Here is a 19,843-nt window from a genome sequence, read left to right as displayed (position 1 = left end):
ACATGCAGTACAAAAAACGAATAACCATCGATAAGATCGCCAAAATCATATTCAAGTCTACCGGATATTTGGTTCTTGCGCTTCTGGGAGGCATCTTCTTTATGTTGCTCTATAACGCCATTGCCTTCTTTCTGGAAGTTTCACCGCTCGATTTTATTACTGGAAGCCAATGGAATCCCACTGCTGCAGAGCCTGCGTACGGTATCCTGCCTTTAATTGTGAGCACCTCGATTGTTTCGCTGGGCGCCATGCTAATTGCCATCCCACTTGGTGTGGGAACAGCAGCTTTTATTTCCGAATATGCGAGTCCCAAACTCAAAACAGTTTTAAAACCGACCATAGAGATGCTTGCCGCAATCCCTTCCGTCGTGATCGGCTTTTTGGGGATCGTGCTCGTTGGTCCCGGAATAGCAGATCTGAACAACTTGCCCAATGGACTAAATGCGTTAAATGGTGCGATCTTACTAGCGATTATGGCCCTGCCAACCATCATTACCATTTCCGAAGACGCCATTCATGCGGTACCACAAACCTATCGTGAAGCAAGTTATGGCCTCGGCGCATCGCGTTGGCAGACATTGCGCAAGATTACGATCCCGGCAGCAGCTCCGGGAATCATTGCAGCGGTCATGCTGGGACTGGGAAGAGCGATCGGCGAAACCATGACCGTACTCATGGCAACTGGCAATGCAGCGATCTTTCCGAAAGGATTTTTTGATTCGGTCAAAACCATTACCGCAACGATCGCCATTGAAATGGGTGAAGTACCTTATCAGACAACACACTATTATGCCCTATTTGCCATAGCGATTGTCTTATTCTTTATGACTTTGGTAGCCAATCTAATTGGTGAATATTTTATTAACCGCTTTAGAAAATATCATGCAGCATAAATTCAAAAAACTGGCGCCGATCGTTGAATGGGGTACACTTCTCCTCTCCACAGGACTAGTCTGCTTCTTTTTATGCGTGATCCTATACGATATCTTTACCAAAGGCTATCACGTGCTGTCCTGGGAATTTGTCTCCAAACTGCCTACCAATGGCATGACACAGGGCGGCATTCTAACCCCGATTATTGGTACTGTATTTCTGACATTGATCACAGCGATCTTCTCCATTCCCTTTGGAATATGTTGCGCCATTTACCTCAACGAATATGCTGAGAACACCTGGCTGACCCGAACGATCCGTGCTTCCATCCGTAATTTATCCGGTGTCCCATCTATTATCTATGGTCTCTTTGGTCTGGCGTTGTTTGTTCAGGCGTTGAATTTCGGAACTTCAATTTTATCAGCTGGACTGACCTTGGGTCTCTTGTCCCTTCCCTATATTATCACAACAACTGAGGAGGCCCTGCTCCGTATACCCCGGAGCATGCGTGAGGCAGCATTGGCCGTGGGTGCCACCAAATTCGAATCCATCAAAGACGTAGTGCTTCCCGCTTCCTTGCCCGGCATACTGACGGGAATTGTCCTGACACTCTCCAGAGCTGCCGGCGAAACAGCCCCCATTCTCTTTACAGGGGCTGCATTCTATATCACCAATTCCTTTGGCAACATCAATCAGGAGTTTATGGCACTCCCCTATCACCTATATATGTTGTCAACACAACATCAGTCTATCGAAGAGGTCAGACCCATCGCCTACGGTACCGCTTTAGTTCTTATCGTCGTGGTCTTCCTTATGAATTTAACAGCTTTCTATATTCGGTATAAGTTTAGAAATAATGAAAAGTAAATTGGTCGCTGAACATCTCAACCTATGGTTTGGGAGCAAACAGGTGTTGAAGAATATCAATATCGAATTTGAAGAAAATAAAGTTACGGCATTGATCGGGCCATCCGGCTGTGGCAAGAGTACCCTCTTGCGAAGCCTCAACCGGATGCATGACCTCTATCCGGAAGCCCGGATAGAAGGACAGATCAAACTGGATGGCCGCGAGATCTATCAAAAGGATGTGGAGGTCACGGACTTGCGCAAGCGTGTGGGAATGGTATTCCAAAAAGCCAATCCGTTCCCCAAAAGTATTTACGAGAATATCACCTATGGCCTCAAGATCAACAATCTGCTTGCTGATAAGGCAACCGTGCAAAAGGCATTGGAAGAAGCATATATCTGGGAAGAGGTCAAAGACGATCTCAAAAAGCCTGCTACCCGGCTTTCCGGTGGACAGCAGCAAAGACTCTGCATCGCCCGCGCGGTAGCCTTGCGCCCCGAAATTATTTTGATGGACGAACCGTGTTCGGCATTAGATCCGGTGAGTACCCTGAAGATTGAGGAACTTATTCACCATTTGAAAAAAAAATATACGATTGTCATCGTCACACATAATATGCAGCAAGCACAGCGTGTGGCCGACAAAACAGTTTTCATGTATCTCGGTGAGATTATCGAGCAGGGGGATACTCAGCAGATTTTTAACAACCCACAACACGAAACCACCCGTAATTATATCAGTGGACATTTTGGTTAACCCACTCAGCAACTCCGAAACACACCTTCTGTGTGGAGGTCCACTGCTTTCTCTTATGTTCGGCGAGTTCGTGTATCGCCGAACATCTTAGAACACAAAATAAATTTAACAACGGTACCCTATTCAGCTATTAGCTTCCAAAAGGATCAGTCTTCTTTTCTGTTTTCAGGATCCCGATCAGATGCTGTAAGGCCTTTTGCAAACGTTTGGCATCATCTTCGGTCTGGATAGCCCATAAGATTTCTTCGGTACTCGCAGCCGATTTATAGCGGATCTGATAGCCGGCCTTTACCCTTGCGATGATAAGGGGTTCCGACTTAGAAATATCACTCCGGTAATGTTGCCCTGTTGACAGAAATACAGTCAGGACTTTCCCGTCCACCGTAACGGTGTCAATTTTGGTTTCTTTGTAGTGGTAAGCCATCTTATACAGCTTGTTAATATAGGCTATGGTTTGCTGTTTGTTGAGCGCCGTATGTTGCCCCTGTGACGGTGTCCCCATTCCTATTAAAAGGAAGCAACATAAAAGGAAATTTTTCATTCGAAATTTGTTATTTATCTGCTCTTTCTGAATCTGTACTGGTGTTCATGCCGGCACACAAAACGGTAAGCAATTATTCGGCCTTAAAAATATCTATTTATTTATGATTTTCCGATGCCTATTTTTCAAAAGTCTGCTTGCACAAACTTAACATACAACAATTTGATAGCTATTCTTTCTGTACAACACTTTAAAATGAATCAACCCGGTGCAATTTGTCAATCCATTGCACCGGGTCTTTCCCCTTCTTTTCCTCAACACGTTATTCCTTTAAATTTAAACAGGGCAATTAACTACAATTTTGCTTTCGATAAGTCACGTGCATTTTCAGCCATCCGGATAAATTCGGCACGGTAGCCTTCATCGTCTGCTCCCTTTGCGGTCTTCGCCCGTGCGATCAAACGATCAAAATCAGCCTGCTGTTTAAAGTCCGAATCACGAAGTAAAAGTCCCAGTTCGGCCACTGCAGTTGCAAAGCGTAAATCTTCACTGACCTTATTCAAATCAGTTACCTTAGTCGGCACGACCTGCTGCTGCAATTTGCTTTTTTCACCCTCGGGTTCTTTGTAACGAAATTTGACTGCTGCCAATTCCCCATTTCCCCTGACCTCAATGTATTTCGTCGAATTTTTCTGGTATTTTAATGGATCTACTGTCCCAACCATCGTCGAATTGACCCCGACAGGAACGATCTCATAAAGCGCGGTAACCACATGACCTACCCCCATATCGCCGCCCATCTTTTGATCGTTGTTGAAATCTTCCGCTTCAAGCAGGCGGTTTTCATAACCGACCAGGCGATAGGCCTGAACATAATTTGGATTAAACTCGACCTGAATCTTGACATCTTTGGCCACTGTGAATAATGTGCCGCCAAACTCGGTGACCATCGCTTTCCTGGCTTCGGAAATATTGTCGATATAAGCGTAATTGCCATGTCCTTTATCGGCTAAAATCTCCATCTTACCATCTTTCAAATTTCCCATACCATAACCGAGCACGGTCAGAAAAACCCCCGATTTGCTCTCTTTACCAATCAGTTCTTCCATAGACTCATCGCTACTCTCCCCTACGTTGAAATCGCCGTCACTGGCCAGAATAATTCGATTGTTTCCACCCTTGATTAAGTTTTGGCGGGCAATAGCATAGGCTTTTTTGATCCCCGCAGCACCGGCGGTACTTCCTCCGGCCTCCAGCTCGTCTATGGCCGTTTTGATTTTCATTTTCTGACTACCGCTGGTACTCTCCAATTTCACGCCGGCCGAACCAGCATAGGTGACAATAGCAACACGGTCAATATCGCGCAGCTGATCCACCAACATTTTTAAGGAAGATTTTACCAAAGGCAATCGCCCGGCGCCCATCATTGATCCGGATACATCAATCAAAAAGACTAAATTAGAGGCTTTGAGTTTGTCCGTTGGAATATCTTTGGCTTTTAACGTCACACGCATCAACTGATGCTGATTGTTCCAGGGGGCCTTGGTCAATTCGGTTACAATATTTACTGGTTCGCCGTTCTTCGGTCCTGCTACGCGGTACTGAAAATAATTGATCATCTCCTCAACACGTACGGCATCTTTATCGGGTAAACTGCCAGCGTTGATAAACCGACGGATATTGCTATATGAAGCAGCATCCACATCAACAGCAAATGTTGACAGCGGCTCTTTCAGTGGATTGATAAACTTATTTTCTTTGATTTTTTGATAGGATTCCTGATTTTGATCGGGTATATACCCTCCACGAATATAGAGTCCCTGAGTCTGGCCTGCTAAGGCCGTAGAGGCAGTCATCATATTTGCTGTATTTCTTTTCGCAACTTTACGATCCCCCATAACGACAACTTCATCCAGTGCACGGTTATCCTGCACCATGGCTACGTCCACTTTCGTCTTGCGCTTTACCTGGATACGTTGTGTAATATAACCGAGATAACTGAATTCCAGGATTGTCGTCCCTGCTTCCGCCTGAATCCGGTAATTCCCATCACGATCGGTGGATGTGCTTTCTTTCGTTTGCACATTTGTTACCACCACGGCACTTAGCGCCAATTTTGTCGTTGCATCCGTTACTTTCCCTTTCACCTCATATTTTTGCCCGGCATATCCACCGATGGATAACAGCAGGCTTATTAAAAAAAGTATTGTTCTCATATCCTTCACATTTTTGTCAAGGGATGCGACAAATATTAAATTTCCATAAACCAGAAAAAAAAAATATTTTTAGCAAATAAAATGTTCGCATTCAAGTCGTCAAAAAAGGATTCAACGCAAGACCATGAGCTCTTGCAACAATATCAGGAGACAACAGATCTCAAGGTATTGGGCGACCTCTATCAACGACATACTGAAATGGTATATTATGTCTGTTTACGGTATCTTCAAGATCCGGAACTGAGCAAAGATGCAGTGATGAATATTTTTGAAGAGCTCATCTACAAAGTTAATAAACAAGAAATCAAAGACTTTCCACGATGGTTATATGTATTGAGCAAAAACCATTGCCTGATGTATTTAAGATCGAAAAAGAACAAATCACAAATTTCTTTGGATGAATTTGTGAAATATCCCGAAGATCTGCATCAGTATGAACAACATGATGAAAAAGAGGAACAATTGACGGCCATGGAAGGCTGTCTGGAAAAACTACCGGACAAACAGCAACAGTCCGTCAGGCTCTTTTTTCTGGAGGAAAAATGTTACAAAGAGATCAGCGACTCGACAGGATATAGCTTAAATGAAGTGAAGAGTTATATCCAGAATGGGAAGCGGAATTTAAAAAATTGCATGGAGGCTTGGAATGAGCGACAGTAATTACGACATAGCATACTTAAAGAAATACGTCAACGGCCTACTTTCTCCCAAAGAGATGTACGCCATTGAACGTGAGGCCCAACGTGATCCCATGTTGGCAGATATTCTTATGGGTATAGAAATAGATCAAAAAAACGCTGTTCCTTCCGATCTCAATGCACGTATTGCACGACGTGTCGAAGACGATAGAAAGACAAAAGTAAAAGTCTTTGACTGGAAACGACTGGCCATTGCCGCCAGTGTGGTTACTATTTTAGGCATAGGAATTATCTATTTCCAACAACAGAAAAGCCCGTCCGAAGCAAACCGTACAGCCGATGTTGCCTTGCCGGCTGATGCACCGTCATCAAAATTAAGCCCTCAAGCGGATTCTGCTGCCTCAACTGTTATTGAACCCGATCTCAAGGAACCGGATAATCCTCGTTTGGCTAACAACAGCAAGCCGTCCGATAACCCTCAGCACAGACAGGAGGAGAGCATCCCCCCTCTAAAGGAACAATCCCTGCGTGTAGCCCCGGTTGAAATGAACAGGGGTATTCAATCGGATAGATCCAATCGCGATTCAAAATTGATGGACAGTGCCGTTGTTTACGGTTACGCTCCAAAAGCAAAACAGCGTGTCACAGAAAGTAATGTTATTATCAGAGGAGACCAGCTTAATACCCTTGCCGGCCGTGTAGCTGGCATAAATGTTAGCCCGCAAACGAGCGGAAGCCCTTTACAGGTCACTGTACGTGATAAAGAGACAGGTCTGCCGATATCGGGTGTTACGATCATGCAGCCAAATAGTAAATTGGCTACAAATACCGATGCACAAGGCAAAGCCACTATTCAGCCAAGCACAGTAGACTCGCTGGTTGATATTATGGCTGTGGGTTATAATACAGTTGCATTAAATATGCGCCGCAACAAGAACCTGAACGTAAAACTACAGCCTTCCGGCGCAACACTGGACGAGGTGGTCGTCACAACCATGTCCTCCCGGAAAACAAAAAGCGCAGAACCGGTCTGGGGCTGGAAATCATTTAACAATTACGTCAAGAAAAAAACAGCCAACAGCCGATATGAAGGCACGGTACGCCTAAGTTTCTATATAGATAAAGATGGGTTCCCGTCCAATATCAACATCTTACAAAGTGCAAATGATTATTTGGACAATAAAGCCAAAGAGATTTTACTTTCAGGGCCAAAATGGAAAGGTGAAGACAACCGATACGTCACACTAACCTTCGATTTCACCTATTAAAGTCCGACAAAACCAGGGCAATAATAAAACCTATATAATTAGCATCAACACGAAATTTTAGTTGATAAAATTTAAAATTATTTCATACATTCGCTATATAATTCTTAACCATATAGTGACTTTTTATGAAATGTTTTTTCACCGGTCTGCTTCTTTTCGGCAGTTTTTTGGCTCATGCCCAAGATTTTTCATTTGGTAAAGTAAAAAAAGAGGATTTCTCCATTGATATTGGTAAGCTGGACACCGCAGCCAATGCATTTGTGATCCGAGAATACGGTTCCGCCCAGGTCAACTACACTTCGCATGCCGGCCTTGTTGTCGAATTCGTCAAACACGTCCGGATCAAAATATTGAACAAGGAAGGTTACCAGCATGCAAACTTCAGCATCCCACTCTACAAAAGTGGAAATGACCGCGAAACTGTCACTGATATCAAAGGAGCCTCCTATCATCTTCAGGGAGACAAAGTTGTCGAAACCGAAATGACAAAGGCCAATATCTTTAACGAAAATTCATCGGAAAACCTTTCCCTAACCAAGGCAGCCATCCCACAGGTCCAGGAGGGAACAATTATTGAATATCGTTATAAAACGGAATCACCCTTTATTTTCAACCTCAATGCCTGGGAATTTCAGGAGGAAATCCCCAAGATCTATAGTGAGTATGTCACGCGTATACCGGAAATCTGTCATTATAAATCCAATTTAAAGGGGGGATTTCCCATCAAAGACCGCAAAACAGATAATTACAACACAGGATTGCATAGTGAAATCGGTGATATTCTGGGCAATAGAACGACCTATATCATGGAGAATATTCCGGCCTTCCACAGTGAAGACTATATGACCTCTTCGAAAAACTTTCGGTCTATTCTATTTTTTGAACTCGGGCGGTATAGTATCCCAATGGGTCCCACAAAAGACTTCTCTCTTACTTGGGAGAATGTGCGGGAAAAATTGGTCGCAGATGAAAGTTTTGGTGGCCAGGTTAAACGAAAAGGTGCGCTGAAGGATTTTATTGAACCTGTATTGCGGGGGGCAAATAATGACATCGCAAAGGCGTCACGTCTCTACACCTACTTCCAGAAACAGATCAAATGGAACAATAAGCACTCCATCTACGCAAAAAACATTAAAGAAGCGCTGGAGAAAAGAACGGGCAACAGCGCCGACATCAATCTTGGACTGGTCAATGCGCTTCGTTACGCGCAACTGGAGGCTATCCCGGTTATCTTATCAACTCGCGACAATGGTTATGCGGGACTGTATGCGCCCGCAATATCGGAATTCAACCATGTCGTTGCCCAGGTAAAACTTGGGGAGGAATATTATTTATTGGATGCTACTTCGCCCTATGAACCCTTCGGAAATATCCCCTTAAAATGTGTCAATTATCAAGGCCGTTCTATTCCTTTGACCGGCGAGTCCGACTGGGTGAAACTGGAATCAAAACTATCTTCCTCGCAACATAATTTCTTTTCCGGTGAATTAATGGAGAACGGCACGCTTAAAGGAAAATGGATAACCTCCCGGAATGGCTATATGGCGTCAAGAATGCGTGAACGTCTACAAGAAAGCAACTCTGAAGAGGAGTTTTACGAAAAATGGGATGAGGAAAACAACCGGATCAAAATCAACAGCTTTAAGGTATCCAATCGCGATTCTCTGGACAAACCGCTTAAAGAAGAGTTTGAAATTGAAATTGAAAATTTTGCCAATCTACAAAATGACCAACTGGCATTTAATCCCTATCTTGATAGCAAAACCACCAAAAACCCGTTTAATCTGACCGAACGTAATTACCCGATTGATTTTGGCTCCCTGATCCAGGAAGAAAGTTACATGGAGATAAAACTGCCCAAAGGATACACCTACGCTCCCGAAACAAAATTAAAAAATATCAGCATGGCCTTACCTGAACGTGCAGCCCGTTATATTTTTAAAGTCAGCAATACAGATCCGAATGTCCTTCTTATTGAGAGCGCAACCCAATTCAACAAACCACTGTTTCTACCCGAAGAGTATTTTGATCTAAAAGAGTTTTTTAGCCGGATCATCCAAGCACAGAAACTGGATATTTCATTAAAGAAAATCTAATCGACACCTTAACAAAAACTTCATGTTATATTGACGATAAGCTTAAATAAGGGGGATAAATTTGAATATCAAAAAAGAAGAAATAAAATGATTAAAGATTCAGATTTATTCGAACTAGAACATACCTTCCTTGGTGAAGGTTTCGAGTTAGATGGTGATGACATTATCACCGATGAAGACTAGGTCTTCACTTTTCTAAGCAAGTATTATTCCCCTTATATAATCTCTAAGCCCGGTTGATTCCTCTCCGGGCTTTTTCCTGTCATTTTTATTTTCGCTTCCCCGGCATGATGCTCACTCCGACAGCAATCAATCTTCGATGGATCTTCTCTCCTTCTCCGAATGCGGCTTGCGTAGGATTTTCTGCCCGGATTTTATAATTAGTTATATTTACCCCATCCCTACAAACATAACAATCGTCAATAATTCTACAATCCGCCATATATCTTCAGCATAGGGCATAATAGGTTTTAGACTACAAGCACAGATTCCAGTTCCTGATAAGCCTCATGCAGTAGCTGAATTGCTTCGCATAGGTCCCTTTCATCGAGATGGGCAAAACCTAATCGGAGAGCAGTGATGGTCCTGTTCTGATACAGGCAATTACTGGGCAGCAACACACCTTTTTCTTTTGCTCTTTCCTGCAAGGCGGTTAGCGAAAAACTGGAATTAAACCGGACCCAAAAGGCCAATCCCGACACCGGAACCTCAAAGGTGATCTGATCTCCAAAATGGTTATGCAGCAGTTGCGCAAATAAGTCTTTTCGCTCAGCGACTATTTTTTGAAACTTGCGCTGATAACGAAAAATATCACCTTGATGGATAATTTCACCCAATGTTTTTTCAATCATAAAATTGGGCTTCCCAAAGAGACTGAGGTATTTTTTCCCTTCTTCCAAAAGATCCTGGGGGGCAATCAAAAAATTCATTTGAAAGCCGGGATCCAGAAAACGGCCGAAAGTACCTGTGTAAATGACACGCTGACCGCCATTCTTCCGAAAAAGGGATTCCTCTTTGCCCTTGACCAGCGAAGACTCAAAATCAACATCATCTTCGATCACTATAAAATCATACTGCTCGGCCAGCTGCAGCAGTTGTATTTTTCTTTTTTCCAAAAGGCTTACGGTAGTCGGGTACTGGCATTTTGTATTGATATACACACATCTGATCTCACCCGGCTTAAATTGTGCTGCGATGTAATCAATATCCATCCCCCCGGCATCCAAAGGCACCGTTTTAAGCCTGGCGCCGGCTTGGCTAAAGATCATATTCGGCAAAAAATAGCTTAAACTCTCAATCAGCACGATATCTCCCTGCTGGATCAATAAACGTGATAAAATAGAAAAGATCTGTTCCCGGCTGGCAATGGGCAGTAAAAAGTTGCGGGAGAGATGAAACCCACGTGTTAGGTTGAGATAATAACTCAATTGATCCCTGAAAAACAGATTCCCGTCAGCCGTGGCCGGCAATTCATCGCTCTTCTTTTTCCGTTTCACCATCGAAGCATAAAAACGTACCAGTTCTTCGCTCTCTATGATCCGGTAATCCGGGGTACCGTCTGTAAAATAATATTTTTCGGGAATCTCAAACACAGGCGTATCCAGAATCAATTCCCGTCTAAAAGGATATGGAGCCCGATCCGGAGGCTGCCGAAAAGCTGCAGCCGGAGAAGCTGCACTAGCAACACGTTCGGGGTTTTTCACAAAGGTACCTCGGTTTGGCAGTATCTCCACCCAGCCCTGCTCTTGCAGTTCGGCTAACGCGGCGACGACGGTTTTCCGGTGTACCTTCAGTTCCATGGCAACCTTTCGGCTTCCCGGGAGAAGATCCCCCTCCTCCAGCAGGTTGCGTTTGACAGCATTAATAAATTGATAGACGATCTGTATATAAACAGCATCCTCCTTGCGGCGATCAATCTTAATAATTGAATGAAAAGCTATATTTACCGGACTACTCATTATGTTTATTTCGGACTACCAAAGTTAATGTTTAAACTGTAATCTTTGCAATTCATCAAAAAAAACACGTCTATAAAAAATTAAAACACAGGTAATTTCACAACAACAACAACAACAACAACAACAACAACAACAACAACAACAACAACAACACACTGGTTTACAAACGATCAAACAGAAGAACATGAGTATAGAAAGAAAATGGACACAAGCCGAAGTCGTCGCCCTATATAACAAGCCGATTATGGAACTACTGTACGAAGCGGCGACAGTCCACCGCCGTCACCATGACCCGAATAAAGTACAGGTTTCCACATTGATTTCCATAAAAACAGGAGGATGTCCGGAGGATTGTGCCTACTGCCCCCAGGCGGCGCGCTACCATACTGATGTGAAGGCCGAACGACTGATGAGCGTTGAGCAGGTCAAAGCGCAGGCCCTGGCCGCCAAGGCTGGCGGGAGTTCGCGGATATGCATGGGTGCTGCCTGGCGTAATGTCAAAGACGGGCCTGAGTTTGACCAGGTATTGGATATGGTACGTACACTCAACAGGCTTGACATGGAAGTATGCTGCACCTTGGGGATGCTGACCGAAAATCAGGCACAACGGCTATCGGAGGCCGGACTCTATGCCTATAACCACAACCTGGACTCTTCTGCCGAATATTATGAAGAAATCATCTCGACCAGAAGTTACGGTGACCGTCTTGAGACCATCGAAAATGTGCGTAAAACCAACATTACTGTATGCAGCGGCGGTATTATAGGTATGGGCGAAACCATAGCCGACCGTGCGGATATGCTGATTACACTTGCCGCTCTCCTACCACAACCTGAATCAGTACCAATCAATGCGCTGGTTCCCGTCGCGGGCACACCGATGGAAGCAATGGAGGCTGTATCCATCTGGGAAATGGTACGTATGGTTGCTACCGCACGTATTTTACTGCCACAGACACAGGTCCGTCTATCCGCAGGCCGTAGTAACATGAGCCGCGAGGGACAGGCACTATGCTTTTTTGCGGGTGCCAACTCGATTTTTGCAGGCGACAAACTACTTACGACCCCCAATCCCGACATCAATGAAGACCTCGCGATGTTCAAAACTCTGGGCCTGATTCCGCAACAGCCCTTTGAGAAAAAAAGCCAGCCCGAAACCATCGCGGCAGAAGCTGCCCAATATCATGCTTTGGGCGAACGCCCGCAATGGTCGAGACCTGATCATAGCATTGAACGAAACCTTGCCAAACAACAGGAGAAATAAAACAAAGTCAGTGTTCAGCTTTTGAAAACAAAATAAAAATAATGACACAATACAACGCTACGGACGATTTCGACAGACAGCATTTATGGCATCCATATACCCGCATCACAGATCCGCTACCGGCCTACAAGGTCCGTCGCGCCGAGGGTTGTACCATCGAACTGGACAACGGGCAGCAGCTTATCGACGGGATGTCATCCTGGTGGTGTACCATCCATGGCTATAACCACCCGGTACTAAATGCTGCGGTAACTGCCCAGCTCGGTAGCATGTCCCATGTGATGTTTGGCGGATTGACACACGAACCGGCGATTGCGCTGGGTAAAACACTTCTCGAGATCACTCCACCTTCGCTCGACAAAATATTTTACGCCGATTCCGGTTCCGTTGCCGTGGAAGTGGCACTTAAAATGGCCGTACAATACTGGGTAGCGCAAAACATGGTTCACAAAACTAATTTTGTCACCGTTCGTTCAGGCTACCATGGTGACACCTGGAATGCCATGTCCGTATGCGATCCTGAAACCGGAATGCACCGCATTTTCGGCAATTCCCTTCCAATACGTTATTTTGCAGAAGCCCCCAAGATCGGGTTTGATGAATCCTGGGACGAAAGCGATATTGCTTCCCTGGCAGAACTGATCCGAACACATCGGGACGAACTGGCCGGACTAATCCTTGAACCCATTGTCCAGGGTGCCGGCGGGATGCGTTTCTACCATCCCGAATACCTGCGCCGGGCAGCTAAACTTTGCAGAGAGCATAACATCCTATTGCTATTTGATGAAATTGCCACGGGATTCGGCCGCACGGGAAAGCTCTTTGCCTACGAACATGCCGCCGTAGAACCGGATATCCTCTGCATCGGCAAGGCATTGACAGGTGGGTATATGACCTTATCGGCCGTCATTACCTCTACTGCTATTGCAGAAAAGATTTCCAATGGTAATCCCGGCACATTTATGCACGGCCCGACTTTTATGGCAAATCCGCTGGCCTGTGCTGTAGCTCATGCGTCAGTCAAATTATTGTTGTCTACAGACTGGAAAGCAAAGGTAAAATCCATCGAAGCACAGCTACTTCAAGCGCTTGCTCCAGCAAAAGACTTCCCTCAGGTGGAAAATGTAAGGGTGCTGGGCGCCATCGCTGTTATCGAGATGAAAAGCCCAGTCTCCATGGCCGACATACAACAACGATTTATTGAGGAAGGTGTCTGGATCAGGCCTTTTGGCAAACTGGTTTATATCACGCCGCCCTTTATCATTAGTACAGCGGAGCTAGACAGGTTAACACAGGCTTTACTCCGGGTTGTCAAAGAAATCAATTAATGGAAAAAAATCGATTGCATAGCTTCGCGGAAGAGCTCCACGAACTCAAAAAACAAGGTAATTGCCGCGAGCTCCCCTGGATTACCCAACAGGGAAATACCATACGAAAGGGAGAGCAAACGAGCTATAATCTTTCCTCAAACGACTACCTGGATCTCGCAAGAGATACCGCACTACGCGAAGAATTCCTTCAGTCGCTCGATAAGGACAATGCGTTTTTCAGCGCCTCATCCTCACGCCTGTTGACAGGCAACCATATGTTGTACACAGCACTTGAAACGCAGCTCAGCATGATGTTTGGGACTGAAAACGCACTGGTTTTTAACAGTGGCTACCACATGAACATGGGTATCCTTCCTGCCATTTGCCATAGCGGCACCCTCATCCTGGCCGACAAATGGGTACATGCCAGTCTAATTGACGGCATCCGACTTTCGAAGGCTCCGCATTTCCGGTACCGGCATGGCGACCACGCCCATCTCGAAGAATTATTGGCAAGGTATGCTTCCCGCTTTGAGCGCATCATTATCGTCACCGAAAGTATTTTCAGTATGGACGGCGACTGCACAGACTTAGGTTACCTGGTCAGTCTCAAACATCGCTATGCCAACGTTCTGCTTTATGTCGACGAGGCGCATGCCGTGGGTGTCCGCGGTGTAAAGGGGCTGGGTTGTGCCGAAGAACAAGATTGCATTGCTGAGATTGATTTCCTGACCGGAACCTTTGGAAAAGCGCTGGCTTCCCTGGGCGGCTATCTGGTCTGCCGGCAAGTTATCCGCGATTATCTGGTCAATAAAATGCGAACACTACTGTTTACAACAGCTCTTCCTCCGGTCAATCTCATGTGGAGTTTATTTGTCCTAAAACGCTTGGACGGTTTCACAGAGCGCCGTCAGCAACTCCATAAAAACAGCGAATTGCTCAAACAGCAGATCCTCGCAAAAGGTTATGATTGTCATTCGGAAAGCCATATTCTTCCCCTGATTATCGGAGACAGCAAGACGGCGGTACTGAAAGCCGAAGACCTACAACGGAAGGGGTTTTATGTACTCCCTATCCGCCCACCCACCGTACCGGAAGGAACCTCAAGGATACGCATTTCATTAACAGCAGGCATAAAAACGTCACTCATCCATCAACTTGCAGCAAGCTTATGATACTCAAAAAAATCCCCCCGGTGCTTCATACCGTAAAGCCGGACAATCCAATTCTGATGGATTATATCAGCCCGCCCAACAAAAAGCTCATATTATTCTTTGCGGGCTGGGGAATGGATGAACAGCCCTTTTTATCAAACGGTAGGTCCGACCGGGATCTGATCATTGCCTATGACTACCATTCCCTGGCACTGGACGAAAGCCTGCTCCGGGGATATGAGGAGATCCAGGTTTTTGCCTGGTCTATGGGGGTATGGGCTGCCGCACAGGTATTACCCGGACTGAAATCCAGAAATTACCCGGTTCGTACCTGTACAGCCATCAATGGTACAGCGTTTCCGATCGATGATGAAAAAGGTATTCCCAACCAAGTATTCAAAGGTACCCTCGCTACCCTGAGCGAACGGACACTGGATAAATTCCGGCTACGGATGTGTGGCTCAAAGGAGCTGTTGCAACAATTTCTTGCCAACACACCCAAGCGTGATATCGAAAGCCTGCGAAAGGAGCTGATCGCTATTGGGGAGCAGGTCGCAGCGTATTCAGGCACAGCCTTTCAATGGGATCAGGCTTACATCGGAACGGAAGACAGAATTTTTAGCCCAGAAAATCAGCGACGCGCCTGGAATCATACCCCACATAGGTTTTTCGATGCTGGCCATTACCCCCAAAAATTAGTTCAAGAGCTTTTGCTGCAGGTTTAAAATGCATATAGTTTAAAATGAAAATAGCGATCGACAAACAGCGTGTTAGATCCCGCTTTTCCAAAGCCGCAATGAGTTATCATTCCACAGCGGTGATCCAAGGTCAAATTGCCGAAAAAATGATCACGCTGTTGCAGGGATTTATTCCAATGAAACCAGACCGTGTATTGGAAATAGGCTGCGGAACCGGCCTTTTCTCCAGCCTATTGCTCCAACATTTCTTACCAAAGCATATCATCTTCAATGACATCAGTCCAGAAATGATAACCCGGGTGACGGATATGGTGAAGCCGCAACACCCTTCAAGCCAATACAGTTTTATCTGTGATGACGCCGAAAGCTGTCCCCTCCCCCAACAATTGGATGTGATTGCTTCCTGTTCCACAATCCAATGGTTTGAAGGCCGCGGTTCTTTCTTTGCACGCTGTCATTCCACCCTCCTTGAAAATGGCATTCTGGCTTTTAGCACCTTTGGCGAGGAAAATATGCGCGAGATGAGTGCAACAACACAAGTCGGTCTCAACTATGGTTCGAAATCTGAACTTGTGGCAGAACTAGTCGCCCTGGGGTATGAAATCCTGCTCGCGGAAGAAGAACTGCTCAGACTATACCTTGAAAGCCCTTTACAGGTACTTAATCACCTGAAACAAACCGGCGTGACAGGCATAACAAGTCATCGCTGGACAAAAGGCAAACTGCAGGCGTATTGTAACGCCTATACGGCACGCTATACGGTAGGAAGGGAGGTTACACTGACCTACCATCCCATCTATATCATTGCAAAGAAAAGAAAGGATCGCTAAACAGAAAAAATGCATGTATACACATCGGCTGATCGAAAGAAAAATCTATCGAAGGACAAGCAAGCAGTTAATTAAATGATAAAAAAGAAATGAACAACAACATTTATTTTGTCTCTGGCATAGATACAGGGATCGGAAAAAGTTATGCAACCGGCTTTATCGCAAAACAATGGAATGCAGCGGGGCTGCGCACAATAACGCAGAAACTGGTACAGACAGGAAATACGTCAATTTCAGAAGATATTATCCTACACCGTAAACTTATGGGAATCACTTTTACGGAAGAGGACATGCAAAAAATAACCATGCCTGAAATTTTCAGCTACCCGGCCTCTCCTCATCTGGCTGCATGCATAGATAAACGGGAAATCAATTTTGAAAAAATCAGGCAGGCAACAATACAATTAAGCCAACGTTATGACGCTGTACTGATTGAAGGCGCCGGAGGCTTAATGGTGCCGCTCACTGAGAATTACCTGATTATAGACTATATCAAGGAAATGGACTACCCTTTGCTTTTTGTAACGTCCGGAAAATTAGGTAGCATCAACCATACCCTTCTTAGCCTGGAGGCGATTGCCAGACGTAGGATTCAACTGCACACAGTGATCTACAACACATTCCCTGTACCTGAAGACAATACCATTAGCGCAGAAACACAGCGCTATCTGCGGACATATATTCAAACCCGGTTTCCGGAAACCAACTTTATTGTCATATAACAGTTGATCCCTTATAATGTCATTTGGCAGTTCGCAGATCCGACTTTACCGTTATCTGCCACGCGTTAAGGCAAGTCACGGTATCTTCACATTGCGGTATTCTATGCATAATTAGCCAATGCCTAATTAACGACGCAAAAGATCTCGCAGCGAATTCAGTTCTGTTGCCGCAATCTTATCCCGTCTATACTGCCGAACAAAAAACTAGGCCAATAAAGGATCAGTGGTGGTTTCCGTGCCATTCTCCAATCGTCCGGCAAGCTGCAACCCGAAATTTGCGCCACCCAGCCCCAAAATGGTAAAATCATACCAATTGCCCTGTTCGGCAACATCCAAAATCAGGACCAGTTCTTTGCCCGCTTCGATTTCTTTTGTCGTTCTATAGGTTTGATAATTCAAACTTTTGACTTCCACCTGAACGGTCTTGACGTCAAGGTTCTTCAAAGTCAGCAACAGCTTCCCGCTTGGCGCTTTGGTCAGTGATTTAAATTCCGGCGACACCGTAGCCACGAGGGCCGGCGCATCTTTATGCCCCGCGAACCTCCGGTAAAAGCCATTTGGCCCATGCAGCTCAAAGGCATATTCTCCACCTTCAAACTTATTAAGATCCCATCGATAGCTAAGTCGATCTCCCGCCTTAACCGCAAAATTCCAGTTTCGATAGGTTTCGGTTTGTCCCTCCACATCGGTATAGGCAAGCGGACTATACACATTGAAAGGCGCACCACTGGTCTTCTTGCCAAACAGGGCGGTATCTACCAGCATCGTCATATGAAATTGACCGTTCTGCACATAGCCAAGGGCATCATGGCCATAAGGCAAACCGGGCGATTTACGAATTCCCTTTTCCTGTATACGGTTGAATTGCGGCATCCATACCTGCTGTTTAGCCCGGTTCAGATCGGTGATCTCCGCAAATCCGCCGGGGTCTTTCTTGAACTGTGCATTGTAGATAGTTTCTATATATTGATTCCGCTCCAGAAAAGGAAGCTGTTCTTGTCTTTGGACGAAAGGTGTAAAGGCCGATGTCAGGTCACCGCAGATTGTTCTTCGCCAGGCACTGATATGATCTAGCCGGATATTCTTGTTGTATTTATGATTAAAGAAGTATTCTAAAAACTGTAAGGTAGACGTATGGTCGAATACCTGTGAACAGACTTTTCCGCCACGCGACCAAGGTGATGCAATATACATCGGCACACGGAACCCTAATCCGACAGCCCCTTCACGGGCCTGTTTCTTCGGAATCCCCTGTTTGAGTTCATTGTCCAACCGCACCATTTCCACCTCGCTGTCGATCCCCGCGGAACAGGCCCCGGTATCTTTCTTCATCAGATCGGGAATCAGGAAAGGTTTCACATGGTCGTAATACCCATCATTTTCATCGTAAGTAATGATAAAAATAGTCTTCTTCCAGACTTCGGGATTTTTGGTCAAGATATCCAAGACCTCCGAGACGTACCAAGCACCATACCAAGGTGCGCTGGGATGATCCGAAAAGTTTTTAGGACCAGCCAGCCAAGATACCGCAGGCAATTTTCCGCCATCAACATCTTTTCGGAACTGATCGAGCACGTCACCCTTGGGTACTTCGACCGTCCGTTTTTTACCTTGATCTTTAAATTGCAGATTCTCAAGCTTACGATAATTATCATCCCCATTATTTATGGTAAATGCGCGCTGATGCAGCGATTTGGTGAAATCAGAAAGCTTATTATATTGATCGGCATTGAATTCTTTCAGTTCGGCTTCGGCCCGTCCCAGCGCTTCGCTTTTCTTACGGATATCAGCACGGATTTTCTCTGCCTTTTGCTCCGATTCGGGCGACCGCTCTTCGAGTGCCGAAATCTGCCCCGGCAGATCGCGCACCTGCGCTGCAAGGTTGCTGACATAGGTATCTTTGAACTTCACCTGATAGGCCTGAAAAAATTCCAGCAGATTACAGCCGAAGTTGGACAACCAAGCACGTTCTTCACCCGATAAGCCGCCGCCACAGCTTGTTTCATTCTGATAAAAGCGCCAATCGATGCCATTCTTTTCCAACAGCTCCGGAAAAGTCTGCCAGGTCATTTTGCCATAACCAAAATCATCATTGCGAATATTGACCTTCTGCAGACCATCCTTCATCTCGGTGATCTTTCCTGTCCAAAAGAACGATCGGTTGGGGGTTGTACTGGTCATACCCGAACAGAAATTCTGATCACATACGGTAAAAGCGTCTGCTAGGGCATAATGAAAAGGTAAGTCTTCGCGGTTAAAATAACCCAGTGTCAGGGGCATGGCGGCATACTGCTTATTCCCGGATTGCTTTGCCGTCAACCATTGGTCGTATTTCCCCCCATTAAAGGCATCAACCTGACTTGCCCTGCTGTGCGGAAGCGAGCCCATCCAGGTCACCTTGCTGTCTTTGAGATTTAAGCGAAAAGGAGCAAATACCTTACCCGATTTATCCGTCTGATACCAGGCAGGCAGACCATTGGGCAGGCGTACGGCACGGGGATCATTGAAGCCACGTACACCGGATAGGCTTCCCAGGGTATGATCAAAAGAACGGTTTTCCTGCATCAGTATCACGATATGCTCCGCATCCAGAAAACTGCTCCCTGCCACGGGATCTATCGCGAAGGCTTTTTGAATGGATGCCGGCATAAAGCTGGCAATACCAGCGGCCCCTGAAAATAACAAGGTCTTTCGAAGAAACTCTCTTCTGCTTTCCATAATGTTTATCTATA

General features: G+C 45.5%; 16 protein-coding genes. 12 read left to right on the top strand and 4 right to left on the bottom strand.

The window, feature by feature from the left end; genetic code table 11:
* Window positions 1-2 precede the first annotated feature (2 nt).
* The 3 genes from pstC to pstB are packed head-to-tail and all read left to right on the top strand — an operon-like array spanning window position 3 to window position 2,476.
* Window positions 3-893 carry a phosphate ABC transporter permease subunit PstC gene (pstC, locus tag DCO56_RS27410; RefSeq protein ID WP_108636862.1) on the top strand — a complete coding sequence of 297 codons (891 nt, stop codon included), beginning with the start codon at window positions 3-5 and terminating at the stop codon, window positions 891-893.
* Window positions 883-1,740, top strand: coding sequence for a phosphate ABC transporter permease PstA (pstA, locus tag DCO56_RS27405; RefSeq protein WP_108636861.1), 858 nt, complete (start codon window positions 883-885; stop codon window positions 1,738-1,740). The genes pstC and pstA overlap by 11 nt, the downstream gene beginning before the upstream one ends.
* Window positions 1,730-2,476, top strand: coding sequence for a phosphate ABC transporter ATP-binding protein PstB (pstB, locus tag DCO56_RS27400; protein WP_108636860.1), 747 nt, complete (start codon window positions 1,730-1,732; stop codon window positions 2,474-2,476). Before pstA ends, pstB begins: the two co-directional genes overlap by 11 nt.
* 130 nt (window positions 2,477-2,606) lie before the next feature.
* On the opposite strand, the gene DCO56_RS27395 is transcribed toward pstB, so the two are convergent.
* Window positions 2,607-3,017 carry a hypothetical protein gene (locus DCO56_RS27395; RefSeq protein ID WP_146191153.1) on the bottom strand — a complete coding sequence of 137 codons (411 nt, stop codon included), beginning with the start codon at window positions 3,015-3,017 and terminating at the stop codon, window positions 2,607-2,609.
* A 293-nt stretch (window positions 3,018-3,310) separates the two neighbouring features.
* Window positions 3,311-5,173 carry a vWA domain-containing protein gene (locus DCO56_RS27390; protein WP_108636858.1) on the bottom strand — a complete coding sequence of 621 codons (1,863 nt, stop codon included), beginning with the start codon at window positions 5,171-5,173 and terminating at the stop codon, window positions 3,311-3,313.
* Window positions 5,174-5,254: 81 nt separating this feature from the next.
* Here DCO56_RS27390 and DCO56_RS27385 point away from each other — a divergent pair, with 81 nt between their 5' ends.
* The 3 genes from DCO56_RS27385 (at window position 5,255) to DCO56_RS27375 (ending at window position 9,175) form a co-directional block, all read left to right on the top strand.
* Window positions 5,255-5,833, top strand: coding sequence for an RNA polymerase sigma factor (locus DCO56_RS27385; protein ID WP_108636857.1), 579 nt, complete (start codon window positions 5,255-5,257; stop codon window positions 5,831-5,833).
* Window positions 5,820-7,079, top strand: a complete 1,260-nt coding sequence (locus DCO56_RS27380) for a carboxypeptidase-like regulatory domain-containing protein (RefSeq protein ID WP_108636856.1) — start codon at window positions 5,820-5,822, stop codon at window positions 7,077-7,079. The genes DCO56_RS27385 and DCO56_RS27380 overlap by 14 nt, the downstream gene beginning before the upstream one ends.
* 125 nt (window positions 7,080-7,204) lie before the next feature.
* On the top strand, window positions 7,205-9,175 hold the full coding sequence (locus tag DCO56_RS27375; RefSeq protein WP_108636855.1) for a transglutaminase domain-containing protein: 1,971 nt from the start codon (window positions 7,205-7,207) through the stop codon (window positions 9,173-9,175).
* 470 nt (window positions 9,176-9,645) lie between these two features.
* On the opposite strand, the gene DCO56_RS27370 is transcribed toward DCO56_RS27375, so the two are convergent.
* Window positions 9,646-11,133: an aminotransferase-like domain-containing protein gene (locus DCO56_RS27370; RefSeq protein WP_108636854.1), complete on the bottom strand. Its 1,488-nt coding sequence runs from the start codon at window positions 11,131-11,133 to the stop codon at window positions 9,646-9,648.
* A gap of 184 nt (window positions 11,134-11,317) precedes the next feature.
* On the opposite strand from DCO56_RS27370, the gene bioB reads away from it, so the two are divergent.
* The 6 genes from bioB to bioD all read left to right on the top strand — a co-directional run bounded on the left by bioB (window position 11,318) and on the right by bioD (window position 17,111).
* A complete protein-coding gene (gene bioB, locus DCO56_RS27365) occupies window positions 11,318-12,397 on the top strand; it encodes a biotin synthase BioB (protein WP_108636853.1) in 1,080 nt (359 codons plus the stop codon).
* Between the two features lie 41 nt (window positions 12,398-12,438).
* A complete protein-coding gene (gene bioA / locus DCO56_RS27360) occupies window positions 12,439-13,725 on the top strand; it encodes an adenosylmethionine--8-amino-7-oxononanoate transaminase (protein ID WP_108636852.1) in 1,287 nt (428 codons plus the stop codon).
* Complete coding sequence (locus DCO56_RS27355; RefSeq protein ID WP_108636851.1) at window positions 13,725-14,882, top strand: 8-amino-7-oxononanoate synthase; 1,158 nt, start codon at window positions 13,725-13,727, stop codon at window positions 14,880-14,882. Before bioA ends, DCO56_RS27355 begins: the two co-directional genes overlap by 1 nt.
* Entirely contained in the window at window positions 14,879-15,586 is a 708-nt protein-coding gene (locus DCO56_RS27350; RefSeq protein ID WP_108636850.1) for a DUF452 family protein, read from the top strand. The genes DCO56_RS27355 and DCO56_RS27350 overlap by 4 nt, the downstream gene beginning before the upstream one ends.
* A 17-nt stretch (window positions 15,587-15,603) precedes the next feature.
* Window positions 15,604-16,389, top strand: a complete 786-nt coding sequence (gene bioC / locus DCO56_RS27345; protein ID WP_108636849.1) for a malonyl-ACP O-methyltransferase BioC — start codon at window positions 15,604-15,606, stop codon at window positions 16,387-16,389.
* 89 nt (window positions 16,390-16,478) lie between these two features.
* Complete coding sequence (gene bioD / locus DCO56_RS27340; protein ID WP_108636848.1) at window positions 16,479-17,111, top strand: dethiobiotin synthase; 633 nt, start codon at window positions 16,479-16,481, stop codon at window positions 17,109-17,111.
* 204 nt (window positions 17,112-17,315) lie between these two features.
* Here the strand turns inward: bioD and DCO56_RS27335 are convergent, their stop codons facing one another.
* A complete protein-coding gene (locus DCO56_RS27335) occupies window positions 17,316-19,829 on the bottom strand; it encodes a phosphocholine-specific phospholipase C (RefSeq protein WP_108636847.1) in 2,514 nt (837 codons plus the stop codon).
* Between the last annotated feature and the right edge of the window lie 14 nt (window positions 19,830-19,843).

Origin of the sequence: Sphingobacterium athyrii (genome assembly GCF_003071065.1) — a bacterium.
Taxonomy (GTDB): domain Bacteria; phylum Bacteroidota; class Bacteroidia; order Sphingobacteriales; family Sphingobacteriaceae; genus Sphingobacterium; species Sphingobacterium athyrii.
Note: the sequence above shows the minus strand (reverse complement) of the source record. Positions and strands in the feature narration are given on the sequence as shown.